Source organism: Roseimicrobium gellanilyticum (assembly GCF_003315205.1).
Lineage (GTDB): Bacteria > Verrucomicrobiota > Verrucomicrobiia > Verrucomicrobiales > Verrucomicrobiaceae > Roseimicrobium > Roseimicrobium gellanilyticum.
This window is the reverse complement of record NZ_QNRR01000011.1, coordinates 65,086-81,069: the sequence shown is the minus strand read 5'-3', so window position 1 is coordinate 81,069 and position 15,984 is coordinate 65,086. Positions and strand designations below refer to the sequence as shown.

Annotated in this window: 12 protein-coding genes; 5 read left to right on the top strand and 7 right to left on the bottom strand. The window is 60.4% G+C overall.

Going from position 1 to position 15,984, the window contains the following annotated elements:
• Positions 1-129: 129 nt before the first annotated feature.
• Positions 130-1,164: a tetratricopeptide repeat protein gene (locus DES53_RS24660; RefSeq protein ID WP_147263593.1), complete on the bottom strand. Its 1,035-nt coding sequence runs from the start codon at positions 1,162-1,164 to the stop codon at positions 130-132.
• A gap of 269 nt (positions 1,165-1,433) precedes the next feature.
• Between DES53_RS24660 and DES53_RS24655 the strand changes: the two genes are divergently transcribed.
• The gene (locus DES53_RS24655) at positions 1,434-2,009 is read left to right on the top strand and encodes a hypothetical protein (RefSeq protein WP_147263592.1); all 576 of its coding nucleotides are present in this window, start codon (positions 1,434-1,436) and stop codon (positions 2,007-2,009) included.
• A gap of 49 nt (positions 2,010-2,058) precedes the next feature.
• On the opposite strand, the gene ilvD is transcribed toward DES53_RS24655, so the two are convergent.
• Positions 2,059-3,753: a dihydroxy-acid dehydratase gene (gene ilvD, locus DES53_RS24650; protein ID WP_113961000.1), complete on the bottom strand. Its 1,695-nt coding sequence runs from the start codon at positions 3,751-3,753 to the stop codon at positions 2,059-2,061.
• A gap of 221 nt (positions 3,754-3,974) precedes the next feature.
• Between ilvD and DES53_RS24645 the strand changes: the two genes are divergently transcribed.
• Complete coding sequence (locus DES53_RS24645; RefSeq protein ID WP_113960999.1) at positions 3,975-4,895, top strand: LysR substrate-binding domain-containing protein; 921 nt, start codon at positions 3,975-3,977, stop codon at positions 4,893-4,895.
• Here DES53_RS24645 and DES53_RS24640 read toward each other — a convergent pair.
• Positions 4,884-7,589, bottom strand: coding sequence for a DEAD/DEAH box helicase (locus tag DES53_RS24640; RefSeq protein ID WP_170157372.1), 2,706 nt, complete (start codon positions 7,587-7,589; stop codon positions 4,884-4,886). The genes DES53_RS24645 and DES53_RS24640 overlap by 12 nt on opposite strands.
• Positions 7,590-7,781: 192 nt before the next feature.
• Here DES53_RS24640 and DES53_RS24635 point away from each other — a divergent pair, with 192 nt between their 5' ends.
• Positions 7,782-7,991 carry a hypothetical protein gene (locus DES53_RS24635; RefSeq protein ID WP_113960997.1) on the top strand — a complete coding sequence of 70 codons (210 nt, stop codon included), beginning with the start codon at positions 7,782-7,784 and terminating at the stop codon, positions 7,989-7,991.
• 89 nt (positions 7,992-8,080) lie between these two features.
• Entirely contained in the window at positions 8,081-8,683 is a 603-nt protein-coding gene (locus DES53_RS24630; protein WP_170157371.1) for a TlpA disulfide reductase family protein, read from the top strand.
• 85 nt (positions 8,684-8,768) lie between these two features.
• On the opposite strand, the gene DES53_RS24625 is transcribed toward DES53_RS24630, so the two are convergent.
• The gene (locus DES53_RS24625; protein WP_113960995.1) at positions 8,769-9,260 is read right to left on the bottom strand and encodes a cation transporter; all 492 of its coding nucleotides are present in this window, start codon (positions 9,258-9,260) and stop codon (positions 8,769-8,771) included.
• Between the two features lie 244 nt (positions 9,261-9,504).
• Here DES53_RS24625 and DES53_RS33180 point away from each other — a divergent pair, with 244 nt between their 5' ends.
• Positions 9,505-10,188: a DUF998 domain-containing protein gene (locus DES53_RS33180; RefSeq protein WP_170157370.1), complete on the top strand. Its 684-nt coding sequence runs from the start codon at positions 9,505-9,507 to the stop codon at positions 10,186-10,188.
• 10 nt (positions 10,189-10,198) lie between these two features.
• On the opposite strand, the gene DES53_RS24615 is transcribed toward DES53_RS33180, so the two are convergent.
• The 3 genes from DES53_RS24615 to DES53_RS24605 form a co-directional block, all read right to left on the bottom strand.
• On the bottom strand, positions 10,199-12,094 hold the full coding sequence (locus DES53_RS24615) for a GDSL-type esterase/lipase family protein (RefSeq protein WP_113960994.1): 1,896 nt from the start codon (positions 12,092-12,094) through the stop codon (positions 10,199-10,201).
• A gap of 40 nt (positions 12,095-12,134) precedes the next feature.
• Positions 12,135-15,263: a PVC-type heme-binding CxxCH protein gene (locus tag DES53_RS24610; RefSeq protein WP_170157369.1), complete on the bottom strand. Its 3,129-nt coding sequence runs from the start codon at positions 15,261-15,263 to the stop codon at positions 12,135-12,137.
• A gap of 166 nt (positions 15,264-15,429) precedes the next feature.
• Positions 15,430-15,978 carry a DUF2017 family protein gene (locus DES53_RS24605; protein ID WP_113960992.1) on the bottom strand — a complete coding sequence of 183 codons (549 nt, stop codon included), beginning with the start codon at positions 15,976-15,978 and terminating at the stop codon, positions 15,430-15,432.
• Positions 15,979-15,984 lie beyond the last annotated feature (6 nt).

Sequence of the window (15,984 nt, the reverse complement as noted above, 5' to 3'; positions counted from 1 at the left end):
AGGGAGGGGGCAACCTCGCCGTTGAGCGACCCTTGCTCCACAAGGAAGCGGTGAACGATGGTTCAAATGCTCAACACACTTTCGGAGGTGCGGGGGCGCGGGAGCAAGGCGATGAAGAACGCGATTCAATCATGCTTCCACCGCAGTCGCGCCGAGCTCAGCATCCATCTGCATGACGAGGGGATGGTCGGGCTGGATGGCCCTTGCCTTCTCCATCCATTGGCGAGCTTCGTTGCGATCATTCAGCTGGTTGCACACCTTGGCGAGGTAGCAGCAAGCCTGGATGCGAACCTCAGGTTCGTTCTCCGGCGCGGTGAGCGGCTCCAGGAGGATGACCGCCTCCGTGAGCTCGCCACTCTCCACGAGCAGTCCGCCCAAGGTGGCATGCACAGGACGCGCTGCGGGTAGAAGGGCATGAGCCTCCCGTGCCCATGCAAGAGCACGCTCGAGGTCCCAGCGTTTCCCCTGAAGACCGGCGGCAGCAGCCATGTTGTCGAGGAGCATTGCACGTTCCCCCGGTGCCATGGAGGCGCGGGCCAGCACTGTCTCGGCGTTGGCCAGAGCTTCCTTGAGTTTGCCCTCCCGCGCCGCAGCCACGGCACGATGGTGAAGACGCACGAGCTCGGGGTCGGGACGGTAGAGCCAGCTCTCCTCAAAGGTGAAGCCTGGCTGATAGCGCCGGACGACCGCCAGATACTCCTCCAGCCCCGCCCGCGTGTCACGGATCGATCTGCCGCTGAGGTGTTTCAAGAGTTGCTTGCCATCCGTGCAGCTCTTCCACTCTTCAATTTGCAGGTCCATGGGCAGGAGTGTGAACATCAGGATGACCGACTGCGCGAAGACGAGGGGTTTCGTGATCCAGTACCACAACGGAGGCTCGGTGTACGTGGCCTCTGCATGACGGTTCACCCAGGCGATAAGCAAAAGTAGCAGGACATCCACCACTATGCCGGCAAGGACGCAGACAGCACCACGCCAGCAGAAACCTTCGAGAGACGTCGGCTGGCAGTGGGTGATGCCATTCCATGGCTGCAGATGCCAGACCACCGGCACACCCAACAGATGGAAGCGCCACCCTTTCTCGCTGGTGCCCCACTCCATCTGCAACGGGTTGAAACTGACTGCGCGCGCTGCGAGGTAGTGCGCCGTCTCATGCAAGACCATGCGAAGATGGGCCCACACGAAGACAACACCTGCGAACAGGAACGGCAGAAAAATGAGGAGGGTCAGTGGGACGAGGATCACTCAGACGGCAAGAGAGCAGAGGGAACCACGCACGTAAATGGATTGTACGAGGACATGGGGAACATCGTCCCGGTCTTGCTTTCGCCGTTGCCAGCGTCGGCGATTTTTCGCTAGGTTGTGTCATGGGCTCCGTGGAGCAATCCGTCATTGCGTGCGTGCACATCAACAGTTTTGAAACCATGACCGGGATGAATGCTCTCCCTCTCACAGCCGCTCTTGTGGCGCTGCTTCTTTCAAGCTGCACGAGTCCCAAGGTGGGGCCAGCGGCGCCAAGGGTGTATTGGATGGGTACACCCGAATACAAGGCTCAGGTGGCCAGGCTCAACCTGAGCCGTGCCGAGGCTGACAAGCGCTTGAGGAAATACTATGGCTTCAAACCTTATCCTCTACTGAGAGCTTGGGAGGCTGCGTTGGTCGATGACTGGTATCACCTCAGGGGGCCTACTGAAGCCGACGTCTGCCTGAGTGGATGGTACGTCCATGGCATCACGGGTGCCATCCAGCACCGCGGAGCCAGGCATGACGTGCTGGAGTATCGCGGGCAGCCGGGCAACTTCCGCTGGGTGCACGTCAAGAATCTCCAAGGCCGTAGCGACCAGGGGAAGGTGAGCCAACTGCCACATCATCTGCGACGAAAGGCGGAACGGAACTTCCCCACTGGTTTCCTCATGCCGTCTTTGCCCAAGGTCGAGAGCAAGCTGCCGCGAGGAGGCGACTTGGATAGACCCTCAACACGCGACATCGAAGAGCGTGTGATGTGGTGATGGCAGGGGTGGCTATCCAATAGCTACAGCTACAGCACCGATGCCACCATCAAGTGAGCACTGCTCCCACATCTGCGCTGCCCACGAGCTTTGCATAGCGATGCAGGTAGCCCCGTGGCACGTCCTTCAGCTTCTGCATTCCTTTGGGTGGTGAATGCTCCCATGCAGCCTTCCGTTTCGCCAGTTCCGCATCATCCACACACAAGGTGAGCTTTCGCGCCGGGATGTCGATTTCGATGAGGTCGCCAGCCTGCACCAATGCGATGGGACCACCCGCTGCTGCTTCCGGTGACACATGACCAATCGAACCTCCACGCGTGGCACCGGAGAACCGTCCATCGGTGATGAGCGCGACGGATTCACCGAGGCCGCGACCGGCAATCGAAGCGGTGGGCGAAAGCATCTCCTGCATGCCTGGGCCGCCTTTGGGACCTTCGTAGCGGATGATGACCACATCCCCCGCCTTCACCTGACCCGTGAGGATGCCGATGGTAGCGGACTCTTGGGATTCAAAGATCACGGCGGGTCCACGGAAGCGCATCATGGAGGGAGCCACACCGGCAGCTTTCACCACGGAGCCATTCGGCGCGAGATTGCCAAAGAGGATGGCCAGCCCACCACGCTCGGAATAGGCGCGGTCGAGCGGACGAATCACCTCTGCGTCCAGCACCTCTGCTGTGGATATGTTCTCTCCGAGCGTCCTGCCTGTCACGGTGAGGCAGTCTTGATGAACGGCCCCGGGCTTTCCGCAGAGTGTCTTGAGGATGGCAGACACGCCACCAGCAAGATGGATGTCTGACATGTAGTGAATGCCGCTGGGTGCGACCTTGCACAGGTGAGGGATGCGGTCGCTCACGTCATTGAAATCCTGCATGCTGAGCGGCACACCCGCTTCACGGGCGATTGCCAGGGTATGCAGCACGGTGTTCGACGAACCGCCCATGGCCATGTCCAGCGCGAGTGCATTCTCAAAAGCGGCACGCGTGAGCATGTGCGAGGGTCGGATGTCTCGCCGCACCAGTTCCACGATGGCACGTCCCGCCTCTGCAAAAAGCCGGTCACGTGCCGGGTCAGTCGCGAGGGTGGAGCCATTGCCCGGAAGCGCCAGCCCGAGGGCCTCGCACAGGCAGTTCATGGAATTCGCGGTAAACATGCCGGAGCACGAGCCGCACGTGGGGCACGCGTTCCGTTCGATGTCATTGAGCTGGCCTTCGGTGATGCGCTGCGCCGCATGCGCACCCACGGCCTCAAACACGGAGGAAAGGTCCAGCGCGCGTCCCGTCACCGGGTCGCGACCCGTCTGCATGGGGCCGCCCGAAACGAACACCGCGGGAATGTCCACACGCGCCACGGCCATCATCATGCCTGGGGTTATCTTGTCGCAGTTCGGGATACACACCACGCCATCGAAGCAATGTGCCCGCAGCATGGTCTCCACACTGTCTGCGATGATTTCGCGCGAGGCCAGGGAGTATTTCATGCCAGTGTGGCCCATGGCGATGCCATCATCCACTCCGATAGTGTTGAATTCAAAGGGCACACCACCTGCGGCGCGCACGGCCTCGCGTACCTTCCATCCCACCACGTCCAGATGTGCGTGTCCGGGGATGATTTGCACAAAGGAATTCGCAATGGCGATGAAGGGCTTTCCCCAATCGTCCTCCGACTGGATGGCTCCCGTGGCACGAAGCAGGGAACGATGAGGCGCGCGGCGAGGGCCGGACTTGATGGTATCGCTGAGCATGGGGGGAAGGAGGTTAGGCCTCCGGCCTGACAGAGGACGATGGGCCTCTGGCCTGTCGGGTATGCAGGGTGGGTTGTTGTTCTGGTGAGTGGGTGTCGCGTGCGCCGCGTCTGGGCATTGCAGAGCAGCAACGTCCTCTGATCACTTTTGCACCTCCAAACTCCATCCCCAGATCCCATCACAAAATTACCCATTTTGTCATTTTGTGATACCATTTCAGTATGGACTATACCCTGCGCGAACTGGAGTGCTTCACCGCCGTCGCAGAGGAGCTTTCCTTCACGCGCGCCGCGCGCCGGTTGCATCTGGCCCAGCCACCTCTTTCGCGGCACGTCCGCGTGCTGGAGGAAAAGATGGGTGTACGCCTTTTCGAGCGTGACCAGAAGGGTGTCTCGCTCACGGCGGCAGGCGGTCTTTTCTATGAAGAAACGCGTGGCATCCTCCCGCAGCTCTCACGCGCCAGCGAAGCCGTGCGTCGCGCCGCGCGCGGTGAAACAACACGACTGCGCCTCGGTTTCGTGAGCGCCGTGCTCAGCGCGGAGTTGGTGGAGACCTTCCGCAAGTTCCGCGGTGCACATCCTCAAGTGCAGGTGATGCTGCACGACAGTCCGCCCGCAGAACAGCTCCAAGCGATTGCGGAGGGTCGCCTCGAGGGTGGCTTCGTGGGGCTGATGCCGGACGACCATCCTGCTGGTGTGAAGTTCGTTCCCTGGAGGAAGGAGCCCTTGTTGTGTTTCCTGCCGGAAGGGCATCGGCTGACGAAGCTGAAGCATGGCATGCAGAAGAAACTCCGCATCGGTCTCGCTGATCTCTCTCGTGAACCCTTCATCGCTGTGAGCGCGGGAGCTGCTCCCGCTTTCGCTGCGCTTGTACACACGCTGTGCCGCGAGGCAGGGTTCCGTCCCCGCATCGTGCTGGAGTCTCCGCGTGCGCAGGCCGTGGCCGTGATGGTGGCTGCGGGCTCCGGGATCGCCTTGCTACCGGAGAGTCTGGCTCATTTGATGGGCAGAGCAGTGTGCGCGGTGCCGTTGAAGGAGTCGCCGGAAATCACGCACGTGTTCGCGCACGGACCTGGCAGGATGAGCGGTGCGATGCGGGAGTTCCTGGAATTGCTGACTGTGCATGGCTCCTCACAACGGTGACAGCAGCTCCTTGATGTCCTCATGCGTGAGCTTCAAGGACTCTGCGCTGCCTGTGAGCAATCCCGTGATGAGTGCGCTCTTCCGCCGCTGCATCTCCACGATGCGCTCCTCAATCGTACCCTGGCAGATGAGCTTGTGCACAAAGACCGGATTCTGCTGGCCAATGCGATGCGCACGGTCCGTGGCCTGGGCTTCGGCTGCTGGATTCCACCAGGGGTCGTAGTGAATCACGGTGTCTGCCCTGGTGAGGTTCAGCCCCACGCCGCCAGCCTTCAATGAAATGAGGAACAGCGGCACCTTGCCCTCTTGGAATTCGCGCACGGGCTTCTCACGGTCGGTGGTGGAGCCGGTGAGCTTCACAAAGCGCAGTCCCTTCTCCACGAACTGCTGCTCCAGCAGTGCGAGCATCTCGGTGAACTGCGAGAAGATGAGGATGCGTCGTCCTTCCTCCAGCAGCTCTGGCAGCAATTCCTCCATGAGGAACTCGGTCTTTGCGGAGGCTTCAATCTTCTTCGCGCTCTCCGTTTTCAGCAATGCTGGATGGCAGCAGACCTGGCGGAGTTTGAGCAACGCATCCAGCACGATGAGCTGGCTGCGCTCGATGCCTTGATCGCTGATGGCATCGGCCACCCGCTTGTTCACCGCCGCCCGGATGGTCTCGTAGAGATCCGCCTGTGTCTTGTCGAGCTCGATGGTATTGAGGATTTCTGTCTTCGGAGGCAGATCCTTGGCCACGGCATCCTTGGTGCGTCGCAGCATCACGGGTTGCAAACGCGCGGCGAGACGCTGCTGCGCATGCGCGTCCTGCTTCTTCTCAATGGGATTCCGGAAGAAGGCGCGGAAGGCATCCTGCTCACCGAGGAAACCGGGCATGAGGAAATGGAAGAGGCTCCAGAGCTCGCCGAGGTGATTCTCCATCGGCGTGCCCGTGAGACAGAGGCGATGGCGTGCATTCAACGAGCGGGCAGCCTGCGCCGCCTTGGCCCGGGCGTTCTTGATGCCGTGTGCCTCATCCAGCACGGCAACATGCCACTCATAGGTCTGCAGCTTCTCAATATCTCGTATCAACAACGGATAGGAGGTGATGACCACATGTTGCTGCCGGATATAGGCGAAGCGCTCACGACGATTCTCCCCGTGCAGGATCATCACGCGCAGGGCAGGAGCGAATTTCTTGATCTCAGATGCCCAGTTGCGGAGCACACTCGTGGGCGCGAGGATGAGGCTGGGCCGGTCTGCGCGACCAGATTCCACTTCCGTGCAGAGGTGCGAGATGGTCTGCACTGTCTTCCCCAGGCCCATGTCATCGGCAAGGATGCCATGCAGGCCGTACTCGCGGAGGAACTGCAACCAGCGCAGGCCATCCAGCTGGTACGGTCGCAGCGTGGCGCGGAGACCCGGCGGCGGCTCCACCTGTGGCAGCTCCGTGAAGGTGGCGAGTTTCTCTCCCAGAGCAGTGAGCTCCCTGGGCATTTGCAAAGCCATGCCCTGCTGCATGCCGAGCTGCGCGGCCCGGAGGCGGTCCACCATGAGCTTGCCCTTCTTCTTCGCGCTTGGAGTGAAGAGCTCATGCAAGATGGAGAGGATGGGCAGGAGGCGATGGCCTGGCAGCGAGATGAGGCGCTCTCCAAGCTCCGGCACCACGAAGAGGAAAGGCGCATTCGGGCTCTCCGCTACTTCCTGCACGGTCAAACCCTGTTGCACTGCCTCCGCGAGGATGGGGATCAGCGAGACACGGCGTCCCTCAATCTCCACGCCCATCTCCAAGGAATACATGATACCGGCGCCGCTGCCCTGCTCTGTGTTCAGGGAGGTGACCCAGTGGTGATCCTGCAGCGGAATCACATCGAAGCCGAAATCATCTGAGGCCTCGACACGCCAGCCGCACTTTTCCAGTCGAGGCGCATCCTGCTGGCGGAAGGTCTTCCAAAACTCCAGCTCATGTCCTTGCAGCACGGCGAGGTGATTCAGTGGTGCGCTGGTGACCACTCCCGGGTGCGCCTCCATGAAAGGCAGCATCCCCAGGAACATGATCTCACGCAGCAGCGCACGCTCCGCCTCTGTGTCGCGAGGCAGGCGATGCGTGATGCCATCCGCGGTGTGCCATTCATGCTCCGGCGAGCGCACCGTGATGGAGAGGCGGTCTGGACAGCCGGGATACGTCACCATGGGATCCGCCACGGGAAGACGCAGGGTCCTGGCGGATTTCGCATCCTTCGGCAACGAGGCATCGATGCGGCGCAGCAGCAGCAGCGGTTGTGGCGCGACCTTTGCGTGGTGCTCGATGCGCATCGCCTTCGCTGCGGGGGCAGCCGTGGCTTTGGGCTCTGGAGGAGGAGGTGGTGGCGGCTTCGTCACGCGCTCCTCTATGTCGGGCTGGTGCAGTTTTTCGCTCGCATGTGCCACGAGGGCGGCGGCATGTTTGCAGAGGGTGCCTGCCGGGCAGAGGCATCGACTCAGGATGGTCACACGCTTTTGCTCCTGCCACCGTAACGTTACCGTGGTTTCATACAGCGTGAGGCGGGTGTCCGTCACGTGTGCGGTGATTTCCAAGTCGCGTCCATCCACCAGTTCTGCATTTCGCACGCGCACACGGCCTGCCTTCGCAAGCTGGGTGCCTTCCACCGCATTGCGGCCGAAGGTCCACATCCATTCTCTCGAATGCAGATGCTGCCAGACTGTTGCGAAATCCATGGGGGACAGGTTCTTTAAGTGAAAAGTGGGAAGTGAAAAGGGATAAGGACGACTGAGTTGGAGGTTTCGTGTGTTCTGCACGGGGCCTGCTGTTTCGTCAGGAGAGTAGCCCAAGGCACGCATGAGCCGCTGCGAGAGCGATCTCATTAGAGGAAAGGAATGTGGGCAGCAACCCAGCCCATTCGATGAATCATGAAGCTTTTGCAGATGGTGCAGTCCGGCATCCTCACCGGAGTGACTTCAGCAGCAGCCGTGCTGGTGCTGGCCGCGTGTGACCCTGTGCCACCCCCACGAACCGAGGAAACCACCACCAAGCCCTACCAGATGGGTGGCGGGTCTGATAAGACCATGGATCACAATGGCGAAGTCTCCGGCAGCTCGGACCCCGCACGGCGTGAGTAGACCTGGGTGGTACGTCGTATGCGCCTATGTTGTGTGATGCAGTCGCGCCTGGTGTGACGTATCCCTTGGGAAGGAGTCAAAGCGCTGCCATGCCATCCATTTGTACCTCCACGTTGCCGGTGAAAATGACGGTGGTAGCCGCGTGTCTGCTCGTCATGACGATCAACAGTGTCCAGCTCCCCGCCATGCCGCCGCCCAAGGGTGGCTCGGGTGATTTGATTGGCACTCGTGCGCCGGAGTGGCATCTGGATGGATGGCTGAACTCCAGGCCGCTGAAGCTCGCGGATCTGCGAGGCAAGGTGGTGTTGGTGCGCTGGTGGACGGCCCCCGAGTGTCCCCATTGTGTGGCGACAGCGCCGGTGCTGAATGATTTTCAGAAGGATTACGCGGACAAGGGATTGGTCATTGTGGGGGTGTACCACCACAAAAGCAGCACGCCACTGAAGGAGTCAGAAGTTGCGGCCCATGCGCAGCGTCTGGGATTCCAATTCCCTGTGGCCATCGATCGCAACTGGACCACGCTCAAGAAGTGGTGGCTGGAAACGGGCGACCGTCCCTGGACCAGCGTGAGTTTCCTCATCGACAAGCAGGGTGTGATACGCCACATCCACGAAGGTGGCCGCTATGAAAGCGGCAGTGGTGACGCGAAGCTGATGGAGGAGAAGGTCAGGGAGCTGCTGCGAGAAGGGTGAATCCCTTCCGACGTGGCCCAAATGAAAAAAGCCCCCATCGTTTCCGACGGAGGCTTCGGGATGGAAATATCAGCGAGCGTTTCGCTTACTTGATTTCGCCGTGGTATCCAGCCTTGTTCAGGGCGGCAAGGAGATCCTTCAGGTTGAAGTCACCTTCCACCGTGAAGGTTTTCGCGCCCTTGGTGGCGGTGTGGGTGGTGGCGCCGGGGACGTCCTTGATGGCGTTGGCGATCCCAGTGACGCACTTGCCGCAGCACAGGTGGGTGCCGCTCACAGTGGCGGACTTCACTTTCTTGTCGGCGATCTTCTGCTCAGGAGCGCCAACGCCGTAGTAGCCGGCGGCGAGAAGAGCGTCGATGGCCTTGTCGGCACCTGCCTTGGTCTTGGCGGTGATGGTGGCCTTGTCGTCTTCTACGACAGCGGTCACGTCCTTGACGCTGGTGAGCGCCTTGGTGATGCCCTTTTCGCAGGAGCCGCAGCAATTGTGCAGGCCGGTGAGGGTAACGGTGGTTTCCGCACGGGCGGTAAGGCCCAGAGTGAGGAGAATGGCGGTGGTAAGCAGAGTGATGGATTTCATGGGAGAGGGGAGGATAGACGTGGATCCACGGCCTGTCTTTTCAAGATCGTGGGGAAAACGTGACGGAAAGGCAGGGCGGGCAGCTGAAGTTTGCCGCAATCCACAGGCACCGTCCGCCCGGCACTTGCGGAAGCAGGAGAATCAGGCTGAGTTTGATCTCCAATCTACCATGGCCTCAACGTCCGATGACTCTCCATCATTCTGGCAGACCCGAGCTTTGCTTGGCATTCTCGCGGGAACGCTCGTGGCCTTTCTTGCAGGGCACCTGTTGAGCGCGGGAACCACATGGAACTTCAGTGATGGGAAGACCCTCAATCCATGGGACAACTATGTCAGTGACTATGCTTACCGTAGTCCGGTCTGGTGGTTGTTTACGGGGTGCATGCTGGCATTTGCGGTGGTGCAGGCATGGTTTGCATGGCGGATTTTTTCGTCCTCCACACATTCAGCAAAAGAATTTCTCGTGGTGTCATGTTTCGCTTTTGGTGCGTTGAGCATGATTGAGGTCGCCGTGTTTCCGGTCAAACCGCCGGAAATCAGCCTTGAAGAACTGCAGGCGAGGATGGATGCCGGCGCGTGGGACAGACTGTGGGCCTCCATGAAAGGGGTCTTCCATCAGGCCACGGAGCGCTCTGCTCATGAAGTCTTCACCGCCTTTTCAGGGGACAGGGCTCACTTCCTTGCGATCACGCGTTCCATGGCCGCATTGCTGTTGGGGATGGCTGCAAGCCTTCTGCTGGATCAGTGCCGGCGAGGGCGAGGGGCAATCCTTGTGCTGATTGTGGTCGCGCTGGCGGCACAGGTCGTGGCAATGGTCACGGGGCGTCAATGGCTTCCCGGACTGTGGCAGCGCGTGGGCTTTCTGGCAGTGTTCGGTTGGATGCTGGTGATGCGACACCTGCTCTTCAACGCACGGCTGACGAGGTAAATGGGTTCGATTATCTCTTATCCCACCCCGTATTCGGCTTGGTCCACAAAATGCGAGCTGCGTAGATTCGGTCATCCGCGCCATAGGCGTTGTTCTTGGGGATGATGTAGCTCGGCCCGTGCGTCTGCATCCAGTCCGAGTCGGTGACCCACGTTTCATTCTCGTTCACCTCGGTGATGCCGAAGTTCCCAAAACGGGACCCGTTTTCGGGCAGGATGATGCGCTCGGTGTCGCGACGCACCACGAGCTTCCCGGTGTCCACCTGGGCCATGAAGAGCGGGGCGCGATTGCGCATGATGTGGTCATTGTACGCGCCGCGCCTGGTGTATACGAGATGGAGCGCATCGTCGTGATTCACCCAGTGTGCCTGCGTGTTGTAAGTGCCGAGTTCAGTGCCGTCCTCCCAAGTCCACTTCTTGATGGGGCCAAAGGCTTGACCGTCATCACTCACGCTCACATAGCCGGCGGTGTCATTGCGGAGAGTGAGATAGTACTTGCCCTTCCATCGTGTGAGCGAGGGCTCATACACGCCGCGACCGGACTCAAGTTCGAGCTCCGTGCCATGGCTCACGTACTTCAGCGTTTTGCCGTCGAAGGAGCAACGCAGCACGGTGACTCGATAGTACTTGTCGCCCTTCGCCTGGAAGTAGATGGGCAACAGAATGTCGCCACTCTCGAGGTCCACACGCTGCACGCAGCCTGCGCCGCTGTTGTAAAACTTGGCCTCAGCGGGCATGTCGAGCATGGCCCATGGCGTCCACGTGCGGGTCTTGTCATCGTATACGGAGAAGCTCGTCTCGCGCTTCCGCTGGTGCATCACCCTGTTGTTTTCATAGCGCACGGTGTGGCCGATGCCGAGCAGCTTGCCGGATTTCGCGTGCCACTTTGGCCAGAAGTCACACGTGGCCACCACAATGTCATTCTCCTCATTGCGGCGGCCAAGCTCAGCCAGGTGTTCCTTGGGCGCGGTCCACGTCTCGCCGAGATCATCAGAGCGCATGTCGTTCAGCGCATAGAAGACATCACTGCCGGTGAGGAGCAGCCGCTGCATGGTGAAGACCACGGAATTTGGATTGCCTGGAATGATGCCCGCACGCGGATGCACCCAGCACATCTTGCCATCGTAACCTCGCGTGAGTACATCCACCTGCACGCGATAGGGGGCGTCGCTCTGCCACGCCTTGTGCTTGTCTGCGAGACGTTGTGTCAGCGGTAGCAGCACCTGTGTGATGCGTTGCGCGAGAATTTCCTGGCCGACGGGATTCGGGTGGCAGCCGTCTGTGGTCCAGTCCTGGAGCACGTGCTTGAGCTTCGTCTGCATGAAGCCCCAGTGACCGAAGTGATCCACCAGCGGGGTCTGTGTTTCGCGCGCCACTTTGCGGCAGAGTTCCATGTACTGCGCGAGACGAGTGTTGCCGTCTTCGCCGAGGCCGTTCTTGGGATTCTTCTCGCCGAACATCGGCTCCGTCATGAGCACGGGCTGGATGTCTGCCGTCTTCAGGCGAGAGACCAATTCGCGGAGGTTCGCCTCGTACTTGTTGAGCGGCAGACGGCTCTCGGTCTTCTCCTTGTCCACCCAGCCATCATTGGTGCCGTACATGATGGTCACGAGGTGTGGCTTTTGTGCAATCACCGCCTTGTCAAGCCGGAGCAGTGCCTGGTCCGTGCGTTCACCTCCGATGCCGACGTTCTGCACTTCGATGTTCAAGCCTTGGGCACGGAGCTGCTTCTGCACGAGGGCGGCGAAGCTTTGCTCCGTGGTCACCCCGGGTCGCACGGCCTTGGTGATGGAGTCACCCAGTGTGATGATGCGGATGCTCTCTTGTGCCGCGGCATCAGGGGCGATGGCGCATGAAAGGAGACAGCCGCAAAAAAACGCAAAAGGCACAAAGTGATTTCGCTTCATGGTGTGCGGTACTGCGGCGTGAATGATGGAGTTCGACCGGCTATTTGAGCCCCTCAATGAAATCCAGAAGGTCCGCCATGTCCTGGGTGGTCATGCCGGTTTCGAGGCCCTCGGGCATCAGGCTTTGAGATGACGACGACGAGCCTTTGATATTGCTGCGCGGGATGTTGAGCTGTGCGCCGCCCATCATCTTGATGGTCATGCTGGCTGCCTCGTCCTGGGTGATGATGCCACTGAGCGTCTGGCCATCCTTGGTGTTCACCGCATAGGCGATGTATTGTGGCGCGACTTCCTTGTGAGGATCGAGGATGGCAGTGAGCAAGGCATCACGGCCCTTCGTCTTCACCGTGATCAAGTCGGGGCCTACTTCAAGTCCCTGGCCAGCTGCACGATGGCACGCAAAGCAGCGCTGCATGAACACCACCTGGCCTTTGGCCGTGTCCCCCTTCGATGTCAGTGCCGGTTGGAACTTCGCGATCACCGACTCACGCGATGGCGGAATCACACTGGCCAGCACCTCACGGGCAGACTTGGCGATAGCCTTGTCCTCCAGTTTCAGCAGAGCCTGAACCTGGGCTGCGCTGAGGTCGGCAGGCTTGATGCCCTTCTCGCCGCCACCCTGCATCGCTGTGAGGAGTGCCACGATGCGGGCGGGCCGGGCAACGAGGGCGGCGAGCGCGGCTTCGCGTGCCTTGGGCGTGTAGGTGGACCAGTGATTGATGATGGCTTTCGTCGCGTCATCCGCAGACCAGGTGGCGAGCGTCTTCACCGCTGCCGCTTGCACAGCCTCGGGTTGGCCGGAAGCGAGGCAGGGGGTGAGTGCTGCCTTTGCTTGCGCGAACGGAGCGGACTCCATGAAGGCGATGGCATCAAGCCGCTCAGTTTCCTTCGCGGACGGATTGCCAGCCACGGATGACGCGGTGGTAAAGACAGCGGAGAGCTTTCCTTCCTTGTCGGCTTTTTCCAAGGTGGTGCCTGCACGCTTCAGTCCCTGGGTGTAGGAGCTGATCCACAGGTTGCGGGATGCTGCAGGCGCGTTCGAGGCCGAGAGAAGCTTCAGCACGTACGAGTTCGCGGTTGGATCGCCGGCACTGCCGATGATGCGGATGAGATCCGCGGCAAACTTGCCCTGCAGCGGTGCAGACCGGGTGCTGATGATGTTCTCCAACAAGCGCAGCGCGCGTTGCGGCGGTGCGGCAAGGATGGCCGAAGTGATGTACTCATCATCGGCGGAAACTTCCGCAAGCTGAAGCGCGGCGTAGTGAGGATTGGGGCGGTCGACGGGCTTTGAGAGAAACGGCTCAATGCCATCCTTTGAGCCGTCATCCATCCCACCCAGGAGAAATGCGAGATGCAGGCGTACTCGTGGCGATGCATCCTTTACCAGCGGTTCCAATGACTTCCACAGGACAGGGGAGGGGATCTTGCCGTTCGTCCGAATGGCCGCCAGCATGACTGCACGAGCGCGCACATGTTCATTGGAGTCTTTGAGTGCGATGACCAGATGTTCATCCGTCAGCGCCTTGAAGCCGTCCAGGCACCCCAGTACATGCAGTTTCGCGAGGGGATTGGAAGTCTTCCTGATGAGGGAATCCAGCAGCGGAACAGCGGCTTTCTCGTTGCGCTCATAGATCAGGCGCGAGGCGCAGTCACGATGCCAACCGTTGGGACTTTCCAAGGTGTTGACCAGATCTTGCAGAGACACTTCCGCCAGCGGGGCGACTTTCTTCGGGTTCTGTCCGTTCTTGATGAGGCGGTAGATGCGGCCACGATCGTTGCCACTGTTCAGGTCGATGTGTTTCTTGATCTCGTCTGGAATGCTCCAGGGATGCTCAATCACCTCGCGATACATATCGCAGATGTACAGGTGCCCATCGGGCGCATTGGCGAAGTTCACCGTGCGCACCCAGGTGTCCTTGCTGGCGAGGAACTCATATCCCTGCTCATCCGCCGGGCGAGCGCCCTTCACACTCACCCCATCCGGGGAGATGATTTTGCGATGCACGAGCTGTCCGCCGGCATCGCCGGAGAAGGTGTTGTTCACGAACTCCGGTCCATAAGCATCACCGCGATACACCGTGGTTCCCGTCGCTCCGGTGAAGTACCCGCTCACACGTCCACCGCCTTCGACCGCACCCTTCACCACGCCAGCCACACGCCACCGGGTGCGGATGATGCGCCATGGTTCATCCGGGCTGATGCGGAAGACCTCTGCCGCTCCACCATCTACGGCCACGCTGCGCTTGGTGGGAGGCATCGTGAAGAAGGGGTTCCGGGTCGCAAAGCGGTCATCGTAGATGAAGAACTGCAGGTGGTCGCTGTTGCTGCACACATACTTGCGACCCCAATCGTCGAAGCTCATGCCGTACTGGCCCCCCCCCGCCTCCAGGCCAAACTCCAGGGTGCGGGGATCAAACCAGAAGTCGCGTCCGCCCAGCTCCATCTCGGGAAGTTCCGGGCGCTTCAGGCACTTTACCTTGCCACGGTTCCCACCGCCGGCCTGCACATGGATGCGATTGTCCAGACCCCACTGCGGACAATTCGCCATACCCTGCACATTGAGAATCTTCAACCCCGTGCCGAATCCGGTGTACATGGTATCCCGCACGTCGGATTTCCCATCTCCATCCGTGTCCTTGAAGAAGATGATGTCAGGCGTTGCGACCACGAACACACCTCCGTTGGCGCAGATGAGCCCCGTAGGCCATGCGAGATTGTCTGCGAAGACCTTGGCTGTTTCGAAGAAGCCATCACCATCCTTGTCCTCCAGCATGGAGACACGGCCGAGATGCGGATTGGCGTCGCGCATCTCTGAGTAGTCAATCATCTCGCACACGAACATACGCCCGTGCTCATCGAAGCTGATGGCGATGGGCGAGCGCACATTGGGTTCATGTGCGGCGAACTCCAAGGCAAAGCCTTTCTTCACCTGGAAGGTGGCGATGGCGTCCTTCGGTTCCACGGCGGGATAGCGTGGCAGATCCTTCGCCGGATCCACAGTGACGGCACCCTTGGTTTCGCCATACGCCTTTGCGTAGGTCGTCTTGGATTCGATCCTTTTTGAGTCACTCTGCAACTGGATCTGTGCCCTTGGCTGTTGCGCATGCAGGACGGAGTTCGATAGTCCAGCAAAAGCTAGGAGATAGGGGAGCACGGAACGAGGCTTCATGGGAAAGGGCAAGTGTGCGAGGAAAGCTACGGCGCAGGAAGCAGCGAGTGCGGGCAGGGGATGACCGCTTTCAGTACTTTTGTCATGGGAGCTCCATTGCCCCATGACCCATTGGGCGCATTGGTCCCCATGTGCGGGCAAACTTACCCTGCGAAGGCTTGTGTCCTCACGGCAGCTTCATCGCGCGCTGCACCAGCCACTCCTGGATGGCCGCGTAGAACTCGTAGCGCATATAAACCGCGAGGCGATCCTTCACATCGATGCCACCGGACTCCTCCTCGGTGACGAAGAGGCGGAACTCATTCTCTCCGCCGGGATGTAGATTGAATTTTTGATCCAGCATGAGCCGCGCTTGATTCAGCGCGCTGAACCACGCACGTGCATGGTCGAGGGGAATCTCCAGCAGGTGGCGGGGCTCTTGTCCCTCCTTGATGCCGCGATGCTGGCGCACGTTGTCCAGATCGGCGAGCACGGTGCCCACGTCTCCGGCGAACTGCTGCTCGAGCTCATCCGCGACGAAGTCCTTCCAGTCCTCCAGGAACTCATCATCGTCATCATTCTGGGCCGCCCGGATGGGTGGTGGGAAGAGGCGTTTGTGGGCCGCTTCATCGGCCACACTGGCATCTTCCGCCACTTGCCGCAGCAGGTGCAGGTGGAAGTCATCCAGATCGCTCATGCGCCAGGATTCTCGTTCCTTCTGAAGGGTCAGCCGCATGGTGCT

Coding starts and splice junctions, on each gene's coding strand:
- DES53_RS24660 (WP_147263593.1), bottom strand. CDS start 1,164: ATGGTCTTGCATGAGACGGCGCACTACCTCGCAGCGCGCGCAGTCAGT.
- DES53_RS24655 (WP_147263592.1), top strand. CDS start 1,434: ATGAATGCTCTCCCTCTCACAGCCGCTCTTGTGGCGCTGCTTCTTTCA.
- ilvD (WP_113961000.1), bottom strand. CDS start 3,753: ATGCTCAGCGATACCATCAAGTCCGGCCCTCGCCGCGCGCCTCATCGT.
- DES53_RS24645 (WP_113960999.1), top strand. CDS start 3,975: ATGGACTATACCCTGCGCGAACTGGAGTGCTTCACCGCCGTCGCAGAG.
- DES53_RS24640 (WP_170157372.1), bottom strand. CDS start 7,589: ATGGATTTCGCAACAGTCTGGCAGCATCTGCATTCGAGAGAATGGATG.
- DES53_RS24635 (WP_113960997.1), top strand. CDS start 7,782: ATGAAGCTTTTGCAGATGGTGCAGTCCGGCATCCTCACCGGAGTGACT.
- DES53_RS24630 (WP_170157371.1), top strand. CDS start 8,081: ATGCCATCCATTTGTACCTCCACGTTGCCGGTGAAAATGACGGTGGTA.
- DES53_RS24625 (WP_113960995.1), bottom strand. CDS start 9,260: ATGAAATCCATCACTCTGCTTACCACCGCCATTCTCCTCACTCTGGGC.
- DES53_RS24615 (WP_113960994.1), bottom strand. CDS start 12,094: ATGAAGCGAAATCACTTTGTGCCTTTTGCGTTTTTTTGCGGCTGTCTC.
- DES53_RS24610 (WP_170157369.1), bottom strand. CDS start 15,263: ATGAAGCCTCGTTCCGTGCTCCCCTATCTCCTAGCTTTTGCTGGACTA.
- DES53_RS24605 (WP_113960992.1), bottom strand. CDS start 15,978: ATGCGGCTGACCCTTCAGAAGGAACGAGAATCCTGGCGCATGAGCGAT.